The sequence below is a fragment of the Rhodococcus sp. MEB032 genome, assembly GCF_030208925.1.
GTDB lineage: Bacteria > Actinomycetota > Actinomycetes > Mycobacteriales > Mycobacteriaceae > Rhodococcus_F > Rhodococcus_F qingshengii.
Genome location: NZ_JARVSY010000010.1, coordinates 706,492 through 728,821 on the forward strand (window position 1 = coordinate 706,492; position 22,330 = coordinate 728,821).

Consider the following 22,330-nt stretch of genomic DNA (forward strand, 5'->3'; position numbering starts at 1 on the left):
AGGAGTACACATGCCCACTCGCGGCGCACTGTTCGACCCGGTGTTCGGGGCCACCCGCGTATCGGAGCACCTGTCCGACCAGGCGTGGGTCACCGCGTTGCTCGACGTGGAGGCCGCACTGAGTTGTGCGATGGCCACAGTCGGGTTGGCGGACGGGGAACATTGCGCCGCGGTGGCTGCTGCCGCGGCCGAACTCTCACAACCGGGCGGTCTGGACATCGTGGCGCTCGGCCGCGCGTCGGCCGCCGGCGGAAATCCCGTCATTCCGCTGGTGAAGATGCTGCGCGAAAGGGTCGGACAGGAAGGTGTGCCTGCCTCCGTGGTGCACCCGGGCGCCACCAGTCAGGACATCATGGACTGTGCGCTGATGCTGTTGACGCGACGCGCGGGCGCGGTGGTTCTGGCCGACCTGACCCGCGCCGCCGATTCCGCCGCCCACCTCGCCCGCCTCCATCGCTCCACTCCGATGGTCGCGAGAACTCTGGGCCAGCAAGCACTTCCGACCACCTTCGGGCTACTGGCATCGAGTTGGTTCACCGCACTCGACGCCGCCGCGATCCGCCTCGAGATCGTGCTGTCCACGTTGCCGGTTCAATTCGGCGGAGCAGCAGGAACACTCGCTGCGTTGTATCCCGACGGGCTCAGGATCGCCGACGCGCTGGCCGACGAACTCGGCCTGGCCAGGCAGGTCACTCCCTGGCACACCGACCGCGTGACCATCGCAGAACTCGCGACCACACTCGGTATCGTCGCCGGCGCCGTTTCCAAGCCCGCCACCGACATCACCGTCATGGCGTCCACCGAACTGTCCGAGGTCGCCGAGAGCGCTCCGGGCGGCTCTTCGGCCATGCCGCACAAGCAGAATCCGGTTGCCGCGATCACCGCCCGCGCGGCAGCGCGACGTGCTCCCGCGCTGGTGGCCACAGCCCTGTCGAACATGGATCACGAATTCGCTCGCGCTGCAGGCCCCTGGCACGCCGAGTGGGAAACCGTCACCGATCTCCTGCGTCTGGCCGGCGGAGCGGCGCACCAGCTTTCCGTGAGCCTCACCGGCCTGCAAGTACACACCGAGTCGATGGCTCGCAATCTCGACATCACCGGTGGCCTGATTCTCGCCGAGCGTGTCACCAAGGCCCTGTCCGCACACACTGATCGAGCGCGCGACATCGTCACCGCGGCAGCCACTTCCGGAACCAGATTGGATCGTGATCCCGCCATCGCAGAGCACCTGAGCGAAACCGAGATCGCCGAACTACTCGACCCCGCACACTATCTGGGCCACGCCACCGATCTGGTCGACCGCGCCCTCGCCGAACGCCCCACAGGAGGATCTCGATGAGCGTCGCGCTCAACTTTCAACAGACCGGCAATCTCGATGCCCCGGCAGTGGTTCTCCTGGGTTCACTCGGATCCGATCTGTCCATGTGGCAGCCGCAGATTCACGCGCTGTCGAATCGCTACCGCGTCATCGCCGTCGACCATCGCGGCCACGGCAAGTCACCGGTGCCTACGGGCCCCTACTCAATTGCCGATCTCGCCGGCGATGTCATCGCTCTCCTCGATTCGCTCGAACTCGAGTCCGTACATCTCGTCGGGCTCTCCCTCGGCGGCGCTGTCAGCCAATGGATCGCCGCGCACCACCCCACTCGCGTCGAGACGTTGACATTGATGTGCACGTCCTCGCAGTTCGCCCCGGCTCAACCGTGGATCGATCGTGCTCGGGCTGTCCGTGCGGACGGTATTGCATCCATCGCGGCCGCCGTCGTCGGACGCTGGTTCACGCCGGGACTGGCCGAGAACGATCCGGAGCTTGTCGCCCGTCACGTCGCGATGGTCGAAGCCACACCCGACGAGGGCTATGCCGCCTGCTGCGAGGCGCTTTCGACGTGGGACGGCCGCAACGACCTGGCCCGCATCGTCGCTCCGACGCTCCTCGTCGCGGGCGAGCAGGATCCGGCGACGCCTCCGTCGACGTTGGGTGCGATCGCCGACGGCATCGCCGATGCGGTACTGCACGTGGTCGATCCGGGCGCACACCTGGCCAACGTCGAACAAGCCGGGCGCGTCACCAAACTACTTGCAACGCATATTGCCTCGCACACATCTGCGCTCGCCCAACGTAGCGCCGCGGTGTCGGCCGGCATGACCATACGACGCCAGGTGCTCGGCGACGCCCACGTCGACCGTTCCATTGCCGGTGCCACCGAGTTCACCGCCCCTTTCCAGGACTTCATCACTCGCACGGCGTGGGGTGACATCTGGTCGCGCCCCGGCCTCGATCACCACACCCGCAGGCTCCTCACTCTCGCGATCCTCACTGCCGTCGGCAACGAACACGAACTCGACATGCACATTCGCGCTGCGCTGCGTGCCGGGATCGATCCCGACGAACTCGTGGAAGTATTTCTCCATACCGCGGTCTATGCGGGTGTGCCGAACAGCAACTTGGCTTTTGCGCTGGGAAAGCAAGCACTCGCGGACCTCTCGGCCGAACCTGAGGAGAACGAGACAACATGAGTGAGAACAGCAGCGAGCAAGCGCCGGGACCGTCCCCGGACTACGTGCAGTCGCTGGCCCGTGGGCTTTCCGTCATCAAGGCTTTCGATGGTGAGCACCCGCGTCGCACCCTCAGCGAGGTTGCCCGGCACACCGACCTCACGCGTGCGACTGCTCGCCGCTTCCTACTCACGCTCGTCGAACTCGAATACGTACGTACTGACGGTTCGGTGTTCTGGTTGACGCCCCGTGTCCTCGAACTCGGCTACAGCTACCTCTCCAGTCTGTCCCTTCCCGAGATCGCCGGGCCGCATCTGGAAGCCTTGTCCGCCAAGGTCCGTGAATCCACGTCCGTGTCGATCCTCGACGGTGACGACGTCGTGTACGTGGCTCGTGTTCCGGTCAGCCGCATCATGACGGTGTCCATCACCATCGGCACGCGCTTTCCCGCGTACGCCACATCCATGGGTCGAGTTCTGCTCGCCGGCTTGCCGGACGACGCCCTGGACGCCTACCTCGCCCGAGTGTCCTTCGCCCGCCTGACCGGCAAGACCATCTCCACCGCCGACGGACTACGCGCCGAACTCGAGAAGATTCGCACCGACGGGTTCGCGATAGTCGATCAGGAACTCGAAGAGGGTCTGCGCTCGCTCGCCGCACCCATCCGGGACGCGACCGGTGACGTGGTCGCGGCCGTCAACATCTCCACCCAAGCCGCCCGCTACAGCGCCGAAGCTGTTCGCGGTGAACTGGTTCCGGCCGCAGTCGCCACTGCGGACGCCATCTCCGTCGATCTCGGACGTACTCAGTCGTCCAACAATCACTCGGCTGCCACCCGCTGACCGAGCAGACCCAAGGAAGAACCAATGCCTGACGTTGTCATCTGTGAACCGCTCCGTACCCCTGTCGGCCGCTTCGGCGGTGCCTTCCGTGACGTAGCCCCGGAAGATCTCGCCTCGACGCTGATCACCGAACTCGTCACGCGTACCGGCATTTCCGGCGCGGAGATCGACGACGTCATTCTCGGCCAGGCTTCGCCGAACGGTGAGGCTCCGGCGATCGGACGCATCGCGGCGCTCAACGCGGGTCTGGGCATCGATGTTCCCGGCATGCAGGTGGATCGCCGGTGCGGGTCGGGATTACAGGCAGTCATCCAGGCCGTCATGCAGGTTCAGTCCGGTGGCAGTGACCTGGTCCTCGCGGGCGGTGCCGAGTCGATGAGCCAGGCCGAGTTCTACGCAACCGGAATGCGTTGGGGCGTCAAGGGTGAAGGAGTTGCGCTCAGCGATCGTCTCGCGCGGGCCCGCGTCACAGCCGGCGGACGTGACTTCCCGGTTCCCGGCGGAATGATCGAAACGGCAGAGAACCTGCGCGCCGAGTTCTCCATCAGCCGCGAGGATCAAGATGCACTCGCGGTTCAATCCCATCAGCGTGCCGTCGCAGCACAGAAGAACGGCGTCTTCGCCGAAGAAATCGTTCCGGTATCCGTTCCGCAGCGCAAGGGCGAGGCCCTGCTCGTCGACACCGACGAGCATCCACGCGCCGACACCTCGATGGAATCGCTTGCGCGCCTTCGTCCCATGCGCGCAAAGATCGACCCCGACTCCACCGTGACTGCAGGTAATGCCAGCGGTCAGAACGACGGCGCAGCACTGGCGATCGTCACCACCGCCGACAAAGCTCGTACCCTCGGACTGCGACCGCTCGCACGCCTCGCGAGTTGGAGCGTTGCGGGCGTTCCGCCGCGCACCATGGGCATCGGCCCCGTACCGGCGTCGGAGAAGGCACTCGGCCGCCTCGGGCTGTCCCTGGCGGACATGGACGTCATCGAACTCAACGAAGCCTTTGCGGCACAAGCACTTGCAGTCCTGCAGAGTTGGAATCTCGAGGCCGACGACCCACGCATCAACCCCAACGGCTCCGGCATCTCCCTCGGACATCCGGTCGGAGCTACGGGTGGACGAATCCTGGCCACCCTGTTGCGCGAGATGGACCGTCGCGAAGCGCGTTACGGCCTCGAGACGATGTGCATCGGCGGCGGGCAGGGCCTGGCTGCGGTCTTCGAGCGCCTGTCCTGATCAAGCCCCGACGTGCGCGACGCCGGAGTCACCGAGTTCGCCGCGTAGGCCGTCGAGAAAGACACGCAGCAGGTCGGTGAGTTCGGCCTGCTGCTGCTCGGTGAGAATCGACGTCAGTTCGGCTTCACGGCCGAGGACTCGGTCCACCAGTTGCTCCACCAGTTCGTGACCGGCGGCAGTGAGGGTCACGAGCACTATTCGTGACCCTTCCGCGGCGGAAGACCTCTCCACCAGACCCGCGTTCTCCGCGCGCGCGAGTCGCTGCGAGATTGCACCGGCCGTGACTCCGGTCTGCTCGGTGATCTGGCGAGTCGTCAACTGATACGGCTCGCCGGATCGCCGCAGGACACTGAGCAGGTCCAGCGTCGCTGTGTCCGCACCGGCCGAGGCGAGTACCCGTCGGCGATCCTCACCGAGCAGCTTGGCGCACATCCACAGCCTGGTGACGATGCCGATACCCTCCACGGGCGTGCCCGGCCTTTCGCGAAGCCACGCCAAGGCAACCGCGTCCACCGCGTCGTCCGGGTTGTAGTCGCCCACCACTGCACACCTCGTTTAGCTCTAAATGATACGTTCTTCGTATAGGTCTAAACGTAGCTCACGGAGGTAGGCATGACACGCACAGTTCTGGTAACCGGCGGCGGAACAGGGATCGGACGCGCAGTTGCAGCGGCGTTCGCCCGAGACGGAGACACCGTTTTTGTCACCGGCCGACGCACGGAACCACTCGAAAAGACCGCGGAGGAGTTGGGCGATAATGTTCACGCCTTGACGTGTGACAACTCCGACCCGAAAGACCTGAAGCGGCTGCAGGATTCACTTCCGGGAACCATCGACGTCGTGGTGCACTGCGCCGGCGGTAACACGGACTTCGATCGCGAAGCGCCGTCAGATCTGGAATCCCTGGCCGCCGGGTGGCGGGCCAATCTGGACTCCAATCTGATCTCGGCAGTGTTGACCACAGCAGCAGTTCGAGATCGAATCCCCAGTGGCGGTGCCGTCATCACCATCGGATCGATTGCCGCCGACAAGGGAGCTGGAGCGTACGGCGCTGCCAAAGCAGCAGTTGCGACGTGGAATGTCGATCTGGCCGCCGAACTGGGCCCAGAAGGCATCACGGCGAACATCGTCTCCCCCGGTTACATCGCCGACACCGAGTTCTTCCGGGACTTTCTGACGGACGAGCGTCGCGCGATGCTGATCGAATCCACCAGCACCAAGCGCGCCGGAACCCCGGACGACATCGCATCAGCCGTCCATTTCTTGGCCTCACCGGGTGCCCGGCAGATCACCGGTCAGGTATTGGCAGTCAACGGCGGTGAGAGAACCAGTCGCTGATCACGCCAGGTGGCGCTCGAAGAACGAGTCGATTCGCTTCCAGGCATCCTGCGCTGCAACAGGATCGGGACCGATTCCGAGGATGCGCTCCAAAGGACGAAGCACCTTGGGTCCGGCCTCCGCGTCGTTGAGGAACGCGTGGCCGGCGGTGGGGTACTCCTTGACGTCGTTCTCGATACCGGCATTGCTGAGCGCCGTCTCCAGCTTCGCTGCCGCGCCCCGGAGCGAAAAGTCCTTGCCTCCGAAACTCCCGACGATCGGGCACGCATCCACCACGGCCTCATCGAGTTTGCGTGGAAGCTGACCGTAATTGACCGAGGCAGCGTCGAAATCTCCGGCGCTGACCATCGCGAAGCCGCCGCCCATGCAGAATCCGATGACACCGATCTTTCCGGTGCAGTCCGGGGATTCCACCAGCCAACTGCGAGCGACTTCGATGTCGGTGAACGCCTTGCCGTGTCCTCGAAGCATCGACGTCATGGTGGGCACGAGGCACCGCTTCGCCCCGCCCGCGCTGTAGAGGTCGACAGCAAGCGTCAAAAACCCCGCAGCGGCCAGCCGCTTGGCTTGCCGCTGCATCACCTCCTCGAGCCCGAAGGCCTCGTGAATCATCACTACCCCCGGCCACGGGCCGGGGGTAGTGGGGGTTTCGAGTATCGCTCGCAGCGGTTGTGATCCGCCGACTACTGCGGCGCGGCCCGTCAGATCTATGTCCACCATGTTTCGATGCTAGGCCGACGCGGCGTCAATAGGCTCGGAAGCGAGGTCAGGGGAGCTGTTTTCCCTGGCCCGCCGCAAGCCCGGTCAAGACCCCGGCGAGCTGCGGCAAGGCGTACGGCGCGCTCAGTGGACCGAAATTATCGACAAAGGCATTCGAGAGCAGAAGTTCGACCGGCGCATAGGATCGCGCCTTCACCGCGGGGAGGTTCTGGAAAACTGCGAAGTTCTCCAACCTCGTCGTCGCTTCCTGATCAGAAGCGAGGCTGAGCAAAATGTCTGCGGGTGCGAGTACCTCCGCCTGCTCCATCGACAGCGCAGTCATCTGCTCGGCGTTGTATCCGCGATAGTCGAGTCCGAGTTCGCGCAGCAGAACCCCGGGCGCACTGGCATCCCCCTGCACATACAACTGATCGCCGTACATCGAGCCGATCATGATCGTCTTGCCACCCAAGCCGTTCAGGGAAGCTGCGGTGTCGGAGATCAGAGCGTCGGTCCGGGCGATCGCTGCAGCAGCAGCCTCGTCGACAAAAGCTGCCTGCCCGACCATGGCGACGCCGTCACGCCACGAGGTGGTCCAGTCCAGCGCGATGACCGGAGCGATCTGACTGAGCCTCTCGGCTGCAGGTTCGAGATAAGTCTTCATTCCGATGATGAGGTCCGGCGAGTAGCGCGCGATGATTTCCGGGTTGATTTCGCCTGTGGTGCCGAAGCTTTCGAGGTCGGCTATTCCCGCGGTGCTCTGCCAAGGCAGTGAACCGCGGTCCCACGATCCTGTGTTGCCGTAGGCGACTGGGTGAACGCCGAGCGAGAGCAGGAATTCCAGATCCGTGAAGTCGCTGGCAACAACGATCCTTTCCGGCTTTCCCGAGATCGTGGTGGTTCCGAGCGCATTGATCACCTCACGTTGTTCGCCGGCATCAGAAGCATCTGATGTAGTCGAACACCCCGCAAGGATGGCGGCCGCCGCCACTGCGCCGACCCCGAAGAACCCACGGCGACTGAGCTGGTCCACAAGTTCAGCGGTAGTCGGTGATTCGCGAATCGTTCCGTACACGTGTGCACTCTCCTTCTCGGCGTCTGCTGCGCGCGCCGAGGGCACAGCGAATGAGAGGTTAGCCCACCCTCAGCTCCCGTGGGGCCCTACGTTGTCGACTTCGAGCGATCCGAGCGCGAGAACACAGCTGGGCAGCTTCTCGCTGGTCTAGCCCCGCAGGCTGGCATGCGAGCCACGAGTCCACGCCGTCGACGGATTGATCAGACAAGTGCTGAAGATCGGTATCCCTCCTCCTTGTCGGCCCCTGACAAACTCGCTTCTGCACGTCGCCCACCGTTCGACTTGCGCGGCATGGGAGGATAGACACATCGAGATCGGGACTTCGATGTGAGGGCCCGGATCGAGTTTGTAGGGAGTATCGGTATGGCACAGGGCATCGTGAAGTGGTTCAACGGCGAAAAGGGCTTTGGTTTCATCGCTCCCGACGACGGAACACCGGACGTGTTCGTTCATTACTCTGAAATCTCGGGCAACGGCTACAAGTCGCTCGACGAGAACCAGCGTGTGGAGTTCGAGGTTGGCCAGGGCCAGAAGGGTCCTCAGGCCACCAATGTGCGCGCTGTCTAATCAGTGACACAAGAAGAGGGCCGCACCCGCAAGGGTGCGGCCCTCTTCTGCATCGGATTCACCTCTGAATCACTGATCCTGAATGACGGCCAACGCTCCAACGATGTTCGACTCCGCCACCGACTTCGAGATTCCGAGATCAGCCAGAACACCTGATCCGTCTTCGAGTTCGAGCAGTGCGAGCAGGATGTGCTCGGTTCCGATGTAGTTGTGGCCCAGGCGAAGAGCCTCACGGAACGTCAGTTCCAGGACCTTGCGCGCACGAGCGTCGTACGGAATGAGTTCTGGTAGTTCGGAAGTCGGAGCCGGTAGTACACCGGCCACTGCAGCTCGGACGGATCCGAGCTCCACCCCTTGCGCCACTATCGCCTTCGCAGCCAACCCGGCAGGCTCCTCGACGAGCCCCAGGAGCAGGTGCTCCGGCTGGATCTCTGCGTTACCGGCGGCGCGGGCTTCGTTCTGCGAGGCCATGACGACGTTCTTCGCCCGGGGAGTGAACCGGTTGAACCCTTCGTTCGGATCCATCGGCTTCTGATCACTCGGCGCCTTGGGAACAAAACGCTTCTGCGCAGCCTGCTTCGAGACACCCATGCTCGCGCCGATCTCCGTCCACGACGCTCCCGACCTGCGCGCCTGGTCGACGAAGTGACCGATCAGGTGATCTGCAACTTCACCGAGATGATCAGCGGCAATCACGGCGTCGGAAAGTTGGTCGAGAGCATCGGTGTGAACCTTCTTGATCGCGTCGATGAGGTCGTCGAGTCGAACCTTGTTGGTCATTTCCACTGGTTTGCTCATGCGTCAACCATAGGTTGACGCAATCGAAAACGTCAACCCTAGGTTGACGATCGTCTTCGCCGCCCAGTGCTCAGCCGGAAAAGAATTCACGCAGAGCCGGGACAATAGCGTCGTCGGCGACGCCGTGGCCCTGACCGGGGATCTCCAAAGTCTTTGTCCCCGAGACTTTTGCAGCGATTCTCGTCGCCGAGGCAGGTGCCCATTGACCACTATCACCGCCGTACATGACCAACGTGGGGACGGCAATGGAGGCAAGCCAGTCGAGCGACTGACAGCCGTGATCACACACAGCGACGTCGTAAGGCAAGGTGTGCGCGATGGCGCACATGTCGGGCCAATCGGCACTCCGCTTGATCTCGTCGACCATCTCCGGAGACGCGCCGGTCAGATCCAGAAAACGCGTCACAGCACCTTCCCTGTCGCCGCCCGCAATCAATCGCTCCAGGTCACTTTGGGCAGTCTCGTCACGCTGGTCGTCGTCCATGTACGGCGCCTCGTAGACGGCGAGCTTACGCATCGGAACGGCCTGCGCAGCGGCCTCCAAAGCCAGCGCGGCACCCGACGACAATCCGTAAACGAGCGGTGTTTCACCGGTGGCAGCGACGACCGCCCGCAAGTCCTCCACCTCGGCGTCGATCGAGAACGCGCGACTGTCACCGCTGTCCCCGCGTCCGCGCCTGTCGTACGAGTACACCGTGAAGTCCGCCGCCAACTCTGCAGCCAGGGAATCGAACCAACCGCGGTCGCAGAACGCTCCGGCGACCAGGACCACTGCTGGTCCGGCACCGGAGCGTTCGTATGCGATGGTCGTACCGTCGCGGGATTGCACTACCGCTGGGGATTGCTCTGTTTGCACGTCGATCTCCTCAGGTCTGGTCAATGCCTACCTGATTAGACCGCCCGCGTTACCTAAACTCATCGGTCCGGTCGGCAGAGGCTTCAGCTGATCTTGTTGTACAGGGCATCCCAACCCTGCGCCACGTAGGAAATCGTGTAGATCGAACCGTAGAAGGTGGAGCCACCCAGACTGGTGACGTTGCCCGCCTGCACTGCCGGGAGTCGCTGCCACAGCTTGCTCGCCACCAATGCCTGGTACGCCGCACTGTCCTCGTTTTCGGTGATCATGAAGCCGTCGACGCCGGCCAGCACGTCGAGGCCTTCGAGGCTGACGCCGCCCTCGGGATCGAGCCCTTCCGAGGTGGCGGTTTTGCCACCGATGTCGCCGAGCGTCATGTCGCTGGGCTTGTCGCCCTTCTCGGAGGTACGGATGCTCGTGACGTACAGCGTGTTCGTGTCCGGCATGAACGAGACACTGGCAACGGTTTTGGACGCAATCTTCTCGGCATGACGACTGCGGATGTCGGAAATCAGATTGTCGTAGTCGAGCGTCAATCGATCGAGTGTGGCCGTTCGACCGAGCCAGCCCGACAACCGCGAGAGGTTTGTGCGCCAGTCGTCGGTGAACTCTGTCGTCAGAACCGGTGCGATGGTGGACATCTCGGCCACCGGCCACCACTCGCTCTCGTAGTTCAGGCACACGATCAGGTCGGGCTCGAGCGCCAAGATCTGCTCGCGGTTGGGGATCTCCGACAGGAACGGTACCGACGAATCGATAGGCACCCACGGTGTCGCCTGGGCGTACGTGTAGCCGACGAGCGGAAGTTCCAGAGCTACAGCAGGTTCCAGATCGAGCCGCGAGTCGATCGCGACAACCCTCTTCGGATTGACAGGAATGTCGTACGTTCCGAGAGGTGTCGTCACAGAACGCATTTCGGTTTCACCCGAACTGCTCCCGCTGTCACCGCAGGCCGCCAGGAACGCGCCCAGCCCGGCGATCCCGGCACCGAAGCCGAACTGCCGACGTGTGAGGTCCGAAACGAGGCGGTTGTCGGAGTAGCCCTCGGGAAGCAAGAGCGTGGATTGAGCGGGCATGCGTGTCGAACCTCCAAAAGAAATGAATCATCCACTGTTGCGAGCGGATAAGGATGCCCTAACAGCGTACGCAGGGAGGGTCGTCGCGATCGGCCCAGAAATAGTCGAATCAGGCCAATTCGCACCCCTTACTTGTCGAGTTTGCGCATCTCGACGAAGTAGACCGCACTGAACGCGAGGTAGGTGCCGACGATTCCGAGGACCGAGATGATCAGGACGAGAGCGAGAAACATAGCCATGATGGTCTCCACTGACACGGGTTGTTCACGATGTCGATCGAGAGAAAATGGCTTCGAACTGCGGCGCTGCGACTCGAAGCGGGGCCGAAACTTTCGGTTACACACACCACGCTAGCCCCAGGCGTCTCGAGTTTCGATGAACTCGAGGTGAACTCTCCTACGGCTACGTCACACTTTTCTGTCGGACGGTCAGTTCGGTCCGAGCACCTGTCCGGACCATTCGACCAAAGGCGTCAGTGCGCGCCACGCTGTGCGAACTTCCTTCAATGTCCTGGCGCTGTCCAGCCACGACGGGCTCGGGTAAGTACGCCCAGCGGTCAGCGACTTGTGACGCAGCAATTCGATCCGCGGGTGATCGACCGTGTATCCGCGAGGCGCCGTCTTGAGCTTGTCGCCGCCGATCGTGAATCCGGCCTTCTCGACGGAGGCCAGGATCTTCTCGAGCTCCGGCCCTCGAACGTCGTCGTCGACAGCCGCACGATAACGCGCGATGGTCTCCGAACTGCTGGCGTAGAAACCACCGGCCACCATCAACCCTGCCGCGTCGATCTGCACGTAGTAGCCACAGCTCTCGGCGAGACCGACGAACGCTCCCTGGTGCGTCTTGTACGGGATCTTGTCCTTCGAGAATCGAACGTCACGATACGGCCGAAAGAGCTTGGCCGTGCCGAATTCGTCCTCCAATGCCGCGGTCAACGACGCCATCGGACGACGAACCACTTCGTCGTACGTCTCCTTGTGCGCTGCCCACCAGGTCTTGCTGTTGTCGGCTTCCAGGTCTTCGTAGAAGTCGAGTGCAGCAACGGGTATGCCAGTGAACGCAGCCATGACGTAAGCCTAGCTGCCTGTTCGGCTTTGGACCGTCTGCCCTGCACCGATGCCCGGATCGGCCCGAATCCGTAGACTGCATGGAGATGATTTCCGAAATACAAGCATGGGAACTGACCGATACCAACCGAGACTGGTTGATTCACCGACCCGTCGAGATCGCGATCTACGTGGCACTCGCAGTCGTTCTGCGCTTCGCACTGCACCGCGGGATCGATCGAATGTCGAAGCCTCGCAAGTCTCCGAACGCCAAGGTGAACGAGCGCAGATCGCAGCGAGCCCGGACCATCGGTTCGGTACTCAAATCGACGGTGTCCATCGTCATCCTGGTCTGGTGTGTGCTGCAGATTCTCGGCATCCTCGGGATCAACGTCGCGCCGTTCATCGCATCCGCCGGAGTCATCGGCCTTGCCATCGGTTTCGGTGCACAAAACCTGGTGCGTGACTTCCTCTCCGGCATCTTCATGTTGCTCGAGGATCAGTACGGTGTCGGCGACGTCGTTGATCTCGGCGACGCGGTCGGCACCGTCGAAACAGTGGGCCTGCGCGTCACCACGATTCGAGATGTCAACGGCACCTTGTGGTATTGCCGCAACGGCGAAATCCTGCGAGTGGGCAACATGAGTCAGGGTTACGCCACTGCAGTTCTCGATCTCCCGATCGCCCACAATGCGAACGTGCACAAAGCGTGTGAGGTGGCGACGCGAGCCGTCCTCGAGGCGGCGGAGTCCGAACCGATCAGGGCGGACATGATCGACAAGCCGGAGATGCTGGGAGTCAATTCGGTTACTGCCGAGGCGATTACCATTCGAGTGACGGCGCAGGTCAAGCCTGGGCGCCAATGGGCAGTCCAGCGCGCATTTGCGCGCTCGGCGCTGACTGCGTTCGAAGAGCAGGGAATCGAGGCACCGTACCTGCCTGTTCTGCGATGACGGTTGAGACGGAAGCGTCTGCCCTTTCCATCAAGTACGCGAGCCCCCGGCGCGGTCGATACCGCCGGGGGCTCGCTGGTGCCTGAAGCATGATTCAGACGGTGGAAGTCGAGACCTCCCGATCTGCCGAGCTGTTGCCAAACAACCGGTGCAGGAACATCGTCAGTGCAATGGCTACGACGATGCCGATCAGAGGCGGGATTCCCACCTCGAACTCACCGGAAAGCCAAGCGAGGAACGCTGCGACGGCATAGACGGCGAGGTTGCGCCAGTGGACCGGCTGCGGGGTGTACCCCTCGGGGATGCCTCGCCGCCACCGGCACAGGAAGTCAGCGATGATCACGCCGCCCAACGGCGGGATGAAAGTTCCGAGCAGGCTCAGGTAGTCGACCAGATGGTTGTGCACACCGGTCAGAGCGAGCGCCGTGCCGATCACACATCCACCGATGACGAACGGGGTCTTGCGGGGCTTTCTGAACAGCTCGGCACCGGCCACTCCGAAGGCGTATGCGGTGTCTGCGTTGCTCTTCCAGAGGTTTCCGAACAGCAAGACCAGGCCCCAGCCGACAAGCCCGAGGTTGTAGAGGATCAACACGAAGTCACCCTCGTGGAACGTGATGGCTCCGATGGCGCCGAACAGGATCATCAATCCGTTTCCGAGGAGGAACCCGATAACGCAGGCCCACACCGCTTGTGATCCGGAACGGGCAAACCTGGTCCAGTTGGGCGCTTGCGTTCCCGCCGATACGAACGTGCCGACGACAGTGGTGATTGCGAGCGCGATCGTCATGGTCGTCTGCGGTTGAACCGAGACCAGGCCGGAGAATCCACCGACCTCTTCGAGGGACCTGAACACGACCCAGCAGGCCAACGCCAGGATCAAGGGCGTCGAGACGAGCGAAACCCAGTACATTCCGCGGTAGCCGTAGCAGGCGGTGACGCACATCAAGATGCTCGCCGCGATCATCACCGACGCCCTGGCGAGGTAGGAATCCCAGCCCAGCGCCTGGGCGGTGAGATCGCCGATCGTGCCGATGATGACTCCGTACCAGCCGATCTGGGTACCGCCCAGCAGGATCGAAGCGAGCTTGGACCCGCGAGTGCCGAAACTGTAGCGCGCCATCACAACTGTTGTCAGTCCGGTTCGAGCTCCGACGAACCCCATCATGGCGACGTAAACCCCCAAGATGGCGGATCCGGCGGCGATCACCACCATCAGTTTCCAGAACGAGAACGCGGTACCGAGCGCTGCTCCGGCCAACATCGTCGGTGTGAAGATGGTGAACCCCAACAACACCACCGCGAGCGAGAAGAACGGCTTTCGTGCATGAAGCGGAACCGGAGTAACGGGATAGTCAGGATCGACCGGGGGGCCTGCGCTCTCCGAATCGCCTGCGACCGTGGCAGGTTCGACGGCGCTGCTCATACAACTTCGCCGATGTCTTCGAGCCACAGGCTCGGGCGCTCGGCCAGCATGCGGTCCATCAGTGCCACACACTCCGCGTCGTCGACGACGTCGACCTGAATTCCGCTGCTGCGCAACCATTCCTCCGATGCCTCGAAGGAACGATTTTCGCCGACCACGATTCGAGGGATCTCGTACAGGCGAGCCGTTCCGGCGCACATGAAGCACGGCGACAAAGTCGTGTAGAGGACACACTCGCGATACACCGAGGCCGGCAGTCGTCCGGCGCGCTCGATGCAGTCGGTCTCGCCATGACGGATGGCGCTGTTCATCTGGACCCGACGGTTACGTCCGACTGCGAGAACCTCGCCCCGGTGAATCAGCGCCGCGCCGATCGGCACGCCGCCCTCCTCCCAACCGATCTTCGCCTGTTCGATCGCAAGTCCGAGAAAATACTCATCGGTGTGTGCCGGATGATTCATGTGCGCTCCTGGAGTCTGACCAAAATCGTCGATTGTGGCTCGTGTCACAATCCGACCACGGTGGTAACAGCCCGACAAGGGACAACCTGTCAGTTCGGCAGAACTAGCTCTATGACGAAGTGCCCCCTCAGCGGACGATATAAAAATGCTCCCGACTCTGCGACAAGTTCTTGCGATGCCCTCGTTCAAGGCCGCCGCAATCGAGGTGCTCGCGGGCGACGTCGATACCGCGGTGGTCCGCTGGGTCCATTCGTCCGAGGTGTACGAGATGGGTGGGCTGCTGTCCGGAGGTGAGGTCCTTCTGACCACGGGCCTCGGTCTGCACGGGCGATCTCCCGAGCAGCTCACCGCCTACATCGACCAATTGGCGGACGCGGGATGCGTCGCACTCGCGATGGAAGTCGGGCGCTCGTTCCTCACGGCCCCTCCCGAACTCGTCGAAGCTTCGCGCCGACGGGGACTCGCGTTCTTGGCCCTGCACGCAGTAGTGCCCTTCGAGCGGATGGTCGAAGACTTTCACGACCTCATGCTCCGCCGCACTCTCGGTTCGGCGCAAGCGGGCGAGCCTGTCTGGCAAGAACTTCTGAGTCTCGTGGTTGCAGGCCAGGGCATGACCGCGCTGCTCGACAAGGTGTCACGACTCGCGGGGTGCGGCGTCGATCTGCTCGACGCGGATGGCAGAACCGTCGAGCGCAGCACAACCGGCGCAGAGCGATCCGAGACCGAACGCACTATCCACGACGTACGCGGCCCGACGAACTCACTCGGTCGACTTGTCCTGTGCGGGCCGGCAACCACACGCCGAACCGCCGTCGCAAACTGCGCCGCCGTCGCGGTAGCTCTGGAACTCGGCCGTCACGGCGATCTCGGCCCAAGACAGTCACTCGCCCAATCGGTGATCACCGACGTGGTGGGCGGTGTGCTCACATCGCACGGCGACTTGTCCGAGCGACTGACAGCGGCCGGGTGGACGCCGTTGTCGGAGGGGCACCACGTCCTCGTCGCCGCTGTCGACATCGATCGGCAAACGCCGGTTCGAGAGCTCGCTGACCAAGTACGCGACGCCGTACGGGCCGTGCTCGGCTCCTGTGTCGTCGGGACTGCGGCCAATCACGTCATCGTGCTCGCGCACGGGTGGGCGTCCGCATCCCCCGCTCGAGTGCGGACTGCGTTCACCGAAGCCGACGAGCTGCTACGCCGCGGGCCGGGCGGTTCCGCGGTACGCACGCTCGGAGTGGCGACGCCGGTCGCGGACCTGTCGGGCGTCGGGGCGGCGGTCGCGCAAGCTCGCGAAGTCGTCCAGATCGCGCGGCGCTTCGGCACCCGGACCGGAGTGATCCTCGCGAGGGACGTCGGCGTCCAGCGACTGCTCGCCGCCGGAACGACTCCCGCTTCGCTGTCCGTGTTCGTAACCGAGCAACTCGGTTCGCTGATCGCATACGACACAGCACATTCCGCCGATCTCGTCCGAACGCTCGACGCGTACCTCGCACATCGGGGCGGCAAGGCGAGAACCGCGGATTTCCTCGGCATTCGGCGTCAGTCGCTTTATGCACGGCTCACGCGTATCGAGAAGCTGATGGGTGTTTCCCTCGACGATCCGGCACAGGTGGTCTGCCTCGGGCTTGCGCTGACCGCATGGCGCATGCGCACCGGCCTTGATCCACAAGCTGCGTTCGAGCGTCTCCCCGGGTGAGCGACAACCTCTGCGATGATGAACGAATGACCGGAGCAGCAGAGTTGATGATCGAGATCCCTGCCGGCCAGGTGCACCTTCGGGACGACCGCAAAGGTACTGCGTGGACCTCGAAAGTCGAATCCTTCCGCCTCGCACGCCATCTCACCACCAGGGCGCTGCTTCACGGAGATTCGTCGGACGATTCGAGCAAACCAGCGGTCGACCTTTCATGGAAGGACGCCATCGCAACCTGCAACACACTTTCGGTCGCGGACGGTCTGACACCCGCATATCGAGACGTCGACACCGATTCTCCGCAGTGGGACCGCGGCGCAACTGGCTACCGGCTCGCCACCGAGGCCGAGTGGCAGTACGCATGCAAGGCCGGCACCTCCGGCTACCGCTACGGCGAGATCGACGAGATTGCCTGGTACAGCGACAATTCAGAGGGTAGGGCTCGTCCCGTCGGAACGAAGGCACCCAACAACTGGGGCCTGTACGACATGATCGGCAATGTCTGGGAATGGTGCTGGGATCTCTACGACCCCGAGGTCTACGGCACGTACCGGATCTTTCGCGGCGGCAGTTGGGCCGAAAGCGAGCGCGGTTGCGGCGCTACCGTAAGGAGGCGAAGCCATCCGACGTTTGCAATCGACGACCTGGGATTTCGCCTAGCTCAAACGATCTGAGGGCAGACGGCTGAGGACTTCGAGCACAGCCTCGATCTCTTCTCGACTGCGCAGCCGAACTATCGGCAACGACGGCACATCGACAAGAACCGTGGCCATTCGCTCGGCGTTGCGTCCGTCGGTTCGCCAGGCCCAGCGCACCACGTGATCCGGATCGAACAGAATGGTGTGCAGTGGAGGCTCCATGTTGCGATTCCACAACACCTCTCGCTGCAATCGCCGACGCACGGTTCGTGTGATCACCTGGCGCATCACCGTCCGCCGAGGCAGATCCAACCACAGCATCAGGTCCGCACGCTCGGCCAGAAGTCGACGCACCGCACCGTACTGCCACTCGGTCACCCAGGCCGGCTCGCTGGAAAAGCGTCGTACTTCGGTTTCGAAACTGTCGAGCGGAATCCAGCCGGGCCCGTGGAACAGCGAGTCCAGCTCAGTGTGTTCGATCTCGAGAAGCCGCCCGATTCGACCGGCGAGAGTCGTCTTTCCGGCACCGGAAGTCCCCGCGACAAGGATCTTCTGCGGACGAATCGTCAGCGCGGCGGGGTCTACGAAAGGCACCGATACACCCTAGGGGCCTTACACTTCGCAGTCCACCCATTCGATGTAACCGGTGCCGTTGATCGACGCACCGTCGAAGCTTCCCCGGTAGGTATACGCGCCGACGTATCCCTTGCCGTGACCGTAGCGCCACTCCGAGTCTATCTCGGCCTCGAACTCCACGACCGTCCTGCCGTGATCGCGTACCTGCCAACGCAGTACGCGCGGCACACGCATCTCGCGACCCTGTGGGTCGACGTGCAATGCGTCGGCGTACTCGAGCACGTCGAACTCGACGTCGTCGAAGACCTTCGCACTACCGTCGACAGTCCGAATGTAGGCGAGCTTGCACGCCGTAACCCCTGACGCTCGAACATCGGTGAGCAACAACTGATGCCGGTCGTCCAGTTGAACGATCTGGTAGGTGAAAAAGTCGGCCGGGAGCTTCCACGACTCGGGAAGCACGCGGCGAGTCAACGATTGCGGTGTCATGCACCGCGCGTACTCGACGGTGCACGGAGCCGAAATACTCACCGGTCCATCCGGACTCGCAATTGTTCCGGAGCACTGTGCCAGCAGACTGACGTGGTCGTAGACGGGATTACGCACGAACCACGTCGCTTGGTCCGTTGCCACGATCTCGAGATCGACGTCGAATGAGTCGTATCGCCCGGTGACTCGGAAGTTCGGATAGCTGTTCTCGATGATCAGGTTGTCACCGAAGGCGATTCGCGAACCATCTTCTTCGAACGCACACTCATCGGCAGCGTCGTACGCCCGGTAGAAGTGATGGCCCGGCGCTGCGGTGGAACTCAGCACGGTTGCGGTGTTTCGCGCGTCGGGTGCAGCGAGATAGTCGTTGTCGAACACCACCGTCCCGGTTGCACCGATCAACGTCATGGTGTTGAGGTAACGGAAAGGCCCTGGCAGCCGGGGAACGAAGATCCCGTAGTGCGTCCACGCGAACTTACGCGAAGCCAGGTGCGGACGCATCATGTCGGGCCGATCGAACGGGCGTACCGATTCCGCCATTCGCTTGTCGATCAGCGGTAGCGCGCCGTCCAGCAAAGCCCGAACCGCGGGTCGCCACAATCGGCGCGAGCGGGTGGCGGGAACAGGGTCGGAACGATCAACGGTTTGTCCGGTCACGCCCCTAAGTTAATGTAACCAGCCGTAACAAACAAGTGTCGAAGTTTCCTCGACGACCTCACACCCTGAACACCCGCGCCCTGCCCACCGGGCGAATAGCATGTGAGAATCCGCGTACCGGAACCGGTCGCAGAGAGGGCGCAACAATGCAGCACGAAGAGTCGTCGTTCACCGGAGTCGCCGGTACCAAGATCGTCTACGACGTGTGGACACCGGACCGCGAACCCACCGGGGTTCTCGTCCTGTGCCACGGACTCGGCGAACACGCGAGGCGCTACGACCATGTTGCTGCGCGGCTCGGGGAACTCGGGCTCATCGTGTATGCACCCGACCATCGCGGGCACGGACGCTCTGGCGGCAAGCGCGTTCACCTCAAGGAATTCTCCGACTTCACCGACGACGTCCACACGTTGTTCTCGATCGTGACGGCGGCACATCCCGGCAAGGACAAGTTCCTGCTCGGGCACAGCATGGGCGGCGCGATCGCCCTTTCCTACGCCCTCGACCATCAGGCCGATCTCAAAGCCCTCGCCCTGTCCGGACCTGCGGTGATCATCGCAACCGGCACTCCGAAGATCGTGATGCAGCTGGGCAAGATCGTCGGCAAATACCTCCCGGACGTGCCCGTCGAGAACCTGGAAGCTGCTGCCGTATCGCGTGATCAGAAGGTCGTCGACAAGTACAACGCCGACCCGCTGGTTCACCACGGCAAGGTTCCCGCCGGCATCGCGCGCGGCATGATCACCGCCGCGGAAGGCTTCCCGGCGCGCCTGCCCTCGCTCACCATTCCCGTACTGCTTCAACACGGCTCGGACGACCGTTTGACGGACCCGGCCGGCAGCAAGCTCGTCGCAGATCTGGCCGGCTCTTCGGATGTCACCTTGAAGGTGTACGACGGCCTGTACCACGAGATCTTCAACGAGCCTGAGCAGGAAGAAGTTCTGAACGATCTGATCGAGTGGCTGCGTCCGCGGGTCACCGGAGCATAGTCATGTCTACGTGCGGGATCCTGCTGGCGGCCGGGGCCGGATCCCGCATGGGCAAACCCAAAGCGCTCGTCACAAACACCGAGGGTCAGTCTTGGCTCCACCACGGGGTGACGACACTGCAGTCCGCAGGCCTCTCACCGGTCATCGTGGTGCTCGGCGCGCAGGCAGAGGACGCCCTCGAACTACTGCCCACCACCGATGTCATTGTGGTGATATCGGATTGGCAACACGGAATGAGCGCGTCACTGCGCTGCGGACTCGAAGCCGCCATGCGAATCGACGACGCAGATGCGGCAGCGATCTGTCTGGTCGACGTCCCGGACCTCAACGCCGACACCGTGACGCGGATCGTGGGTCAGATTTCCCCATCACGAAACATACTGCGAAGAGCTGTCTTTCACGGAAGACCCGGCCATCCCGTCCTGATCGGACGCGACCACTGGCCGACGCTTGCAAAGTCACTCACCGGGGACGGCGGCGCCAACACCTACCTACGCGAACACGGGGTCGAGTTGGTGGAGTGCAGCGACCTCAGCAGCGGCGTCGACGTCGACTATCCCGAAGCCTGATCGCACGTCACAATCCTCCCAGGTGGTGGGTGTCCGTATTCGGTGTAAAGATGGCCCGATGAAACGTACCGTCGCCGCCCTGCTCGACATCGAGATCGACGAGGCGACCAACCTGGAGTTCAAGATCGCGGTGACGCGCGCGCCGGGTGTCGAACTGCTGGAAACGATGTCGTTCGTCCATGACGGCAATCCGCTCGAACCCCGCGAGATCACCGCCGAACACGGTACCCGAATTCACCTACTCGACTGTGCCCCAGGCAAACTGATCGTCAGCTACGACGCAACCGTCATCGGCCGCGCAGAACCGGCGTCGGTCAGCGACTACGACGTGTCGAAATATCTGCGCCCCAGCCGGTATGCCGAGGCCGACAAGTTCTTCGGTTTTGTCGCCGGGCAATTCGATCTCGCCACTCCCCCGGCCGAACTCCTCCTCGAAGTCACTCGCTGGGTGAGTACACATTTGAGTTATGTTCCCGGCACCAGTCGCGGCACCGACAGTGCGGTCGACACCTTGCTCGCCGGCGCCGGAGTGTGCCGCGACTACTCGCACCTGACCATCTCACTGCTGCGCGCCGTGGGGATTCCCGCTCGACTGGTGGCCGTCTACGCGCCGGGCTGCGATCCGATGGATTTTCACGCCGTAGTCGAAGCCAATATCGACCACGTCTGGCGCGTGGTCGATGCAACGCAATTGGCGCCGCGCAGCAATCTTGTGCGCATCTCGACCGGCCGAGATGCCGCAGACACAGCCTTCCTCGACAATCACGGCGGTTCGATCACGTTGCACGCCTCGGAAGTTCGCGCAGTCGTCGACGGCGTTCTCGACAACGACGACTACGCAACACTCACATCGATCGGCTGAAAAGCGTCAGGCGCTGATCTGGTTCTGCGAGGCCATCGTTCGCTCGAGGAACTTGATCGTGAGATCGACGATCGCCTTCCCCTCCCGAAGAGCTTTCCCGATCACCGGGAAAGCATGGATCTGCCCACTCCAGATGTGCGTTTCGACGGCTTGTCCTGCCTTGATCAAGTTTTCGGTCATGATCTCGACGTCCGGACGCATCAGTTCGTATTCGGCGGACACCAGGAACGACGGCGGAATCAGACTGGCGTCGGCGTTGATCGGCGACTGCGCACCAGGAATCTCGTCCGGACCCTCGAGCCACCGGTCCTTGAGCTTTTCCACCTGTGACATCGGTAGGTAGGCATCACGTTTCATGAAATCGGGATCATGGTCCTCGAGGTTCACGTTGAGAAGAGGGGAATATCCCACCACGGCAGCGGGCCGCGTGATTCCGCGCAGTGCGGCAATTTCGGCGACCTTCATGGCCAGGTATCCGCCCGCCGAGTCACCGGCAACCACAATCTTGTTCGGGTCTTCGGCTGTCTCGAGCAACGCGGTGTACGCGGCCATTGCGTCCTTGACGGAGGTGCCGATGGAACCTTCCGGCAGCTGGCGGTAGCGCACGGAGATCACCGGTACTCCGGCCTTCGCAGAGAGCAAACCGCACAGTGCCCGGTGCGTTGCCAGACCGCAGAAGACGAATCCCCCTCCATGGAAGTAGAGGATCGTGGCGCCGGCCAACTCGCCCTGCGCTTTGCGTGGATGCTGCACCTTCTCGCTGGGCACACCACCCAGCGTGAAAGGCTCGATATCGAGGTTCTTCGGCTTCGGCAGTTTGTCCGCCATCGCGTCGAGTCGCTCGAGCTGGCGGATACCACGTTCGGTGGTCGGCCAGAGGGTGAACATCGGCTTCACGAACGTCCTGGTCAGGCAGAAGATAACCCGCGCTCGCGGACTCACGTTCCAATGCCATACCGTCGAATCTCGCGTCCGCATAGCGTCCTCC

At 63.0% G+C, this 22,330-nt stretch carries 24 protein-coding genes; 12 read left to right on the forward strand and 12 right to left on the reverse strand.

From position 1 onward, the window contains the following. Positions 1-10: 10 nt before the first annotated feature. From pcaB to QRN54_RS13670, 4 genes are read left to right on the forward strand one after another with little or no spacing between them, the layout of a single operon-like run. Positions 11-1,339 carry a 3-carboxy-cis,cis-muconate cycloisomerase gene (gene pcaB / locus QRN54_RS13655; protein WP_050654574.1) on the forward strand — a complete coding sequence of 443 codons (1,329 nt, stop codon included), beginning with the start codon at positions 11-13 and terminating at the stop codon, positions 1,337-1,339. Beyond that, positions 1,336-2,517: a bifunctional 3-oxoadipate enol-lactonase/4-carboxymuconolactone decarboxylase PcaDC gene (gene pcaDC / locus QRN54_RS13660; protein WP_285182152.1), complete on the forward strand. Its 1,182-nt coding sequence runs from the start codon at positions 1,336-1,338 to the stop codon at positions 2,515-2,517. Before pcaB ends, pcaDC begins: the two co-directional genes overlap by 4 nt. After that, positions 2,514-3,338: an IclR family transcriptional regulator domain-containing protein gene (locus QRN54_RS13665; RefSeq protein WP_211920977.1), complete on the forward strand. Its 825-nt coding sequence runs from the start codon at positions 2,514-2,516 to the stop codon at positions 3,336-3,338. Before pcaDC ends, QRN54_RS13665 begins: the two co-directional genes overlap by 4 nt. A gap of 24 nt (positions 3,339-3,362) precedes the next feature. After that, positions 3,363-4,574, forward strand: a complete 1,212-nt coding sequence (locus tag QRN54_RS13670; protein WP_285182153.1) for an acetyl-CoA C-acetyltransferase — start codon at positions 3,363-3,365, stop codon at positions 4,572-4,574. Here QRN54_RS13670 and QRN54_RS13675 read toward each other — a convergent pair whose 3' ends face one another. Then, positions 4,575-5,114, reverse strand: coding sequence for a MarR family winged helix-turn-helix transcriptional regulator (locus QRN54_RS13675; protein ID WP_225320148.1), 540 nt, complete (start codon positions 5,112-5,114; stop codon positions 4,575-4,577). A gap of 72 nt (positions 5,115-5,186) precedes the next feature. Between QRN54_RS13675 and QRN54_RS13680 the strand changes: the two genes are divergently transcribed. Beyond that, positions 5,187-5,912: an SDR family NAD(P)-dependent oxidoreductase gene (locus tag QRN54_RS13680; RefSeq protein WP_030536548.1), complete on the forward strand. Its 726-nt coding sequence runs from the start codon at positions 5,187-5,189 to the stop codon at positions 5,910-5,912. Here QRN54_RS13680 and QRN54_RS13685 read toward each other — a convergent pair whose 3' ends face one another. After that, positions 5,913-6,632, reverse strand: a complete 720-nt coding sequence (locus QRN54_RS13685; protein WP_030536547.1) for a dienelactone hydrolase family protein — start codon at positions 6,630-6,632, stop codon at positions 5,913-5,915. It lies immediately after the preceding gene. Between the two features lie 46 nt (positions 6,633-6,678). Next, positions 6,679-7,731 carry an ABC transporter substrate-binding protein gene (locus QRN54_RS13690; RefSeq protein ID WP_285182154.1) on the reverse strand — a complete coding sequence of 351 codons (1,053 nt, stop codon included), beginning with the start codon at positions 7,729-7,731 and terminating at the stop codon, positions 6,679-6,681. A gap of 318 nt (positions 7,732-8,049) precedes the next feature. Here QRN54_RS13690 and QRN54_RS13695 point away from each other — a divergent pair, with 318 nt between their 5' ends. After that, positions 8,050-8,253 carry a cold-shock protein gene (locus QRN54_RS13695; RefSeq protein ID WP_003939930.1) on the forward strand — a complete coding sequence of 68 codons (204 nt, stop codon included), beginning with the start codon at positions 8,050-8,052 and terminating at the stop codon, positions 8,251-8,253. A gap of 69 nt (positions 8,254-8,322) precedes the next feature. On the opposite strand, the gene QRN54_RS13700 is transcribed toward QRN54_RS13695, so the two are convergent. The 4 genes from QRN54_RS13700 to QRN54_RS13715 form a co-directional block, all read right to left on the reverse strand. Beyond that, complete coding sequence (locus tag QRN54_RS13700) at positions 8,323-9,051, reverse strand: Clp protease N-terminal domain-containing protein (RefSeq protein WP_030536545.1); 729 nt, start codon at positions 9,049-9,051, stop codon at positions 8,323-8,325. A 70-nt stretch (positions 9,052-9,121) separates the two neighbouring features. Next, on the reverse strand, positions 9,122-9,907 hold the full coding sequence (locus QRN54_RS13705; RefSeq protein ID WP_285182160.1) for an alpha/beta fold hydrolase: 786 nt from the start codon (positions 9,905-9,907) through the stop codon (positions 9,122-9,124). Positions 9,908-9,990: 83 nt separating this feature from the next. Continuing rightward, a complete protein-coding gene (locus QRN54_RS13710) occupies positions 9,991-10,983 on the reverse strand; it encodes an ABC transporter substrate-binding protein (protein ID WP_007729992.1) in 993 nt (330 codons plus the stop codon). A 428-nt stretch (positions 10,984-11,411) separates the two neighbouring features. Beyond that, a complete protein-coding gene (locus tag QRN54_RS13715; RefSeq protein WP_285182165.1) occupies positions 11,412-12,050 on the reverse strand; it encodes a DUF2461 domain-containing protein in 639 nt (212 codons plus the stop codon). An 80-nt stretch (positions 12,051-12,130) separates the two neighbouring features. Between QRN54_RS13715 and QRN54_RS13720 the strand changes: the two genes are divergently transcribed. After that, entirely contained in the window at positions 12,131-12,982 is an 852-nt protein-coding gene (locus QRN54_RS13720; RefSeq protein WP_007729990.1) for a mechanosensitive ion channel family protein, read from the forward strand. Positions 12,983-13,076: 94 nt separating this feature from the next. Here the strand turns inward: QRN54_RS13720 and codB are convergent, their stop codons facing one another. Both codB and QRN54_RS13730 read right to left on the reverse strand, forming a co-directional pair. Beyond that, entirely contained in the window at positions 13,077-14,408 is a 1,332-nt protein-coding gene (gene codB / locus QRN54_RS13725; RefSeq protein WP_042447014.1) for a cytosine permease, read from the reverse strand. Further along, positions 14,405-14,869 carry a nucleoside deaminase gene (locus tag QRN54_RS13730; protein ID WP_003940577.1) on the reverse strand — a complete coding sequence of 155 codons (465 nt, stop codon included), beginning with the start codon at positions 14,867-14,869 and terminating at the stop codon, positions 14,405-14,407. Before QRN54_RS13730 ends, codB begins: the two co-directional genes overlap by 4 nt. A 175-nt stretch (positions 14,870-15,044) precedes the next feature. On the opposite strand from QRN54_RS13730, the gene QRN54_RS13735 reads away from it, so the two are divergent. Further along, the gene (locus QRN54_RS13735; protein WP_241064861.1) at positions 15,045-16,565 is read left to right on the forward strand and encodes a PucR family transcriptional regulator; all 1,521 of its coding nucleotides are present in this window, start codon (positions 15,045-15,047) and stop codon (positions 16,563-16,565) included. A gap of 26 nt (positions 16,566-16,591) precedes the next feature. Then, entirely contained in the window at positions 16,592-17,236 is a 645-nt protein-coding gene (locus QRN54_RS13740) for a formylglycine-generating enzyme family protein (protein ID WP_256938450.1), read from the forward strand. Here QRN54_RS13740 and QRN54_RS13745 read toward each other — a convergent pair. Continuing rightward, entirely contained in the window at positions 17,219-17,794 is a 576-nt protein-coding gene (locus QRN54_RS13745; protein ID WP_058226628.1) for a P-loop NTPase family protein, read from the reverse strand. The genes QRN54_RS13740 and QRN54_RS13745 overlap by 18 nt on opposite strands. A gap of 18 nt (positions 17,795-17,812) precedes the next feature. Further along, the gene (locus QRN54_RS13750) at positions 17,813-18,922 is read right to left on the reverse strand and encodes a DUF6670 family protein (RefSeq protein WP_285182171.1); all 1,110 of its coding nucleotides are present in this window, start codon (positions 18,920-18,922) and stop codon (positions 17,813-17,815) included. 146 nt (positions 18,923-19,068) lie between these two features. Here QRN54_RS13750 and QRN54_RS13755 point away from each other — a divergent pair, with 146 nt between their 5' ends. From QRN54_RS13755 to QRN54_RS13765, 3 genes are read left to right on the forward strand one after another with little or no spacing between them, the layout of a single operon-like run. Beyond that, the gene (locus tag QRN54_RS13755) at positions 19,069-19,911 is read left to right on the forward strand and encodes an alpha/beta hydrolase (RefSeq protein WP_019745522.1); all 843 of its coding nucleotides are present in this window, start codon (positions 19,069-19,071) and stop codon (positions 19,909-19,911) included. A 2-nt stretch (positions 19,912-19,913) separates the two neighbouring features. Further along, the gene (locus tag QRN54_RS13760; protein WP_261255138.1) at positions 19,914-20,480 is read left to right on the forward strand and encodes a nucleotidyltransferase family protein; all 567 of its coding nucleotides are present in this window, start codon (positions 19,914-19,916) and stop codon (positions 20,478-20,480) included. Between the two features lie 58 nt (positions 20,481-20,538). Continuing rightward, the gene (locus QRN54_RS13765) at positions 20,539-21,342 is read left to right on the forward strand and encodes a transglutaminase-like domain-containing protein (RefSeq protein ID WP_030536536.1); all 804 of its coding nucleotides are present in this window, start codon (positions 20,539-20,541) and stop codon (positions 21,340-21,342) included. 6 nt (positions 21,343-21,348) lie between these two features. Here QRN54_RS13765 and QRN54_RS13770 read toward each other — a convergent pair whose 3' ends face one another. Next, positions 21,349-22,320, reverse strand: a complete 972-nt coding sequence (locus tag QRN54_RS13770) for an alpha/beta hydrolase (protein WP_030536535.1) — start codon at positions 22,318-22,320, stop codon at positions 21,349-21,351. Between the last annotated feature and the right edge of the window lie 10 nt (positions 22,321-22,330).